The 2,421-nt window shown below is 70.7% G+C and carries 1 protein-coding gene and 1 pseudogene; both read right to left on the bottom strand.

All coding sequences use genetic code 11. The features are described 5' to 3' along the window. Positions 1-2,040 (bottom strand): UvrD-helicase domain-containing protein (locus tag AB0M20_RS38395; protein WP_364305825.1); only part of this gene is annotated, 2,040 nt, incomplete at its 3' end. A 70-nt stretch (positions 2,041-2,110) separates the two neighbouring features. Next, a pseudogene (locus AB0M20_RS38400) lies at positions 2,111-2,421 on the bottom strand (metallophosphoesterase); the annotation flags it as partial.

The following is a 2,421-nucleotide window of genomic DNA, read 5'->3' on the forward strand; positions in this document are numbered from 1 at the left end:
CTCGTACTGGTGCTCGTCGACGTCCTGATACTCGTCCACGAAGATCCACTGCCAGCGCCGCCGGTACTTCTCGACCAGCGCCGGCTCGTCGCGCAGCAGCTGCACCGGCATCGTGATCAGGTCGTCCAGGTCCACCAGATCCTGCTGCCGCAGCAGCTTCCGGTACGCCATGTCGTCGTCGCCGGCCTGCGCACGTGCCACATCGCGATCGGTGTCGTCGGCGATCCGCCACTTGGCCGGCAGCCCGGCGAGCTTCGCGTTCTCCTGCAGGATGGTCAGCCCGAGCGAGTGGAACGTGCCGACGGTGATGTCCTCACCCCGGTCGCCGAGCAGCGCGTCGAGGCGCTCCCGCAGCTCCTCGGCCGCCCGCCGGGTGAAGGTGATGGCCAGGCAGCGCTCGGGAAAGACGCCCAGCTCGGCGCAGAGGTAGGCGATGCGGTGAGTGAGCGTACGGGTCTTGCCCGTGCCGGGACCGGCGACGATCAGCAGCGGCCCGCCCGGCGCCGAGGCGGCCACCCGCTGCATCGCGTCCAGCCGGTCCAGCAGGCCGGTCCCGACCTCCTCCATGCCGGCCAGCATCGGCTCGAAGGGCTCATGCGGCGAGGGCGGCGGGGCGATGGGTGGGGGCGGCGGCTTTCTCTTGACGTCCTTGACCTTGGGTACGCTCGCCCGCCCGATCGCCGGCTCCGGCCTGCGCTGCTGCGGCAGGTCCGGCATGTCGAACAGCGTCTCGACCTGCGGCGCGCTCGCCCGGTTGCGCAGCTCCCCGGGCTCGAAGAGCGTGATGATGCCGTACTCGCCGTCGTACCCCGCGATCCGGCGCACCTGTCCCCGCCGCAGGCGGGTGATCGCCTCGCGCAGGTCCTCGCCGCCGGCCTGCCCGATCGCGTCGACCGGCACGGTCCGCAGGATGTCCAGCTCCGGGCCGAGCGTGGCGACCAGGTGGTTGAGCTGTGCGTCGACCGTCTTCGACTTCGCACCGACACCGTTGATCTCGCCGAGCACCTGGTGGAGCTGGATCAGGTGCTCGGGCCGGTATGGGCGGGTCTGCGGCTCGTCGCGGTCGGCCAGATCCTCGACGCGGCTCAGCACGCCCACGGTCAGCGGCTTGCCGCACTCGGGGCAGCGGCCGCCGTGCTCCCGCGTGCGGGCGGGCTCCCAGTTGACGCCACAGGCCCGGTGGCCGTCCGCGTGGTACTTGCCCTCTTCGGGGAAGAACTCCAGCGTCCCGGCGAGGCCGCGGCCGCTCTTCACCGCCTCGTAGTCGGGGGCGCCGGTGAACAGGGTCGCCTCGCGAGCCAGAGCGGCCGGCGAGTGGGCGTCCGAATTGGACACCAGGCGGTACCGGTCCAGGCCGGAGACGCGCCAGTTCATCTCCGGGTCGGAGGAGAGGCCGGTCTCCACGGCGGTGATGTGGTCGGCCAGGTCGGCGTAGCAGTCCGCGATCGCGTCGAACCCGGACTTCGAGCCGAGGGCGGAGAACCACGGGGTCCAGATGTGCGCGGGTACGAGATATCCGTCCGGGCTGGACTCCAGCACGATCTCGAGGAGGTCGCGCGAGTCGAGGCCGAGGATCGGGCGGCCGTCGGCGGTGAGGTTGCCGATCCGGCCCAGCGCGGTGTTGAAGCGGGCGGCCGACGCGAAATCGGGCAGGTAGATCAGGTGGTGGACCTTGCGGGTGCGGTCGTCGCGCTTGTAGATCGTGGAGATCTCGACGCTGAGCATGAAGCGCGCCGGTGGCGTCGCCTGCAACGAGCCGGGCAACCGCTTGGTGATCTCGGCTTCCTCGGCACCGCTCAACTTGAACAGTCCGTGCTCGGCCGGCTCCAAGCTGTCGCGCAGATGGTCGAACCACGCGGGATGCGTGAAGTCGCCGGTGCCCAGCAACGCGATGCCCTTGCGGCGAGCCCACCAGGCCAGATTGGGCAGTGTCAGGTCACGGCTGCAGGCGCGGGAGAACCGGGAGTGGATGTGCAGATCCGCGACGTATGTGTCCGCGGCGACCGAGGACCCTGCGCTGTCCGAGGGCACGCGCTGCATCCTGTCATGCCCGCCGAGGGCCCCGCGCGCCGCCACGCGCAAGGCCAGTTATGGATCTTGATGGATTGCCCTACTTCGCGCGCATCTCGATCAGCGTGACCTGCGGCGGCGCACCGACTCGCACGGGCGGTCCCCAGAAGCCGGCGCCGTTGGTGACGTAGACCGGAACGCCATCGACGTCGCCCAATCCGGAGACCACCGGCTGTGCCACTCCGACCAGGTAATTGAAGGGCACCATCTGCCCGCCGTGGGTGTGCCCGGAGACCTGCAGATCGACGCCGTAGCGGGCGGCGTCGTGCGCGACGACGGGCTGGTGCGCCATCAGGACGACCGGCCGGGCGGTGTCGCGGTCGGCCAGGGCCGCCTCGAAGTCCGGGCCGT

The organism is Actinoplanes sp. NPDC051633 (assembly GCF_040681735.1).
In the GTDB taxonomy this organism is placed as follows: domain Bacteria; phylum Actinomycetota; class Actinomycetes; order Mycobacteriales; family Micromonosporaceae; genus Actinoplanes.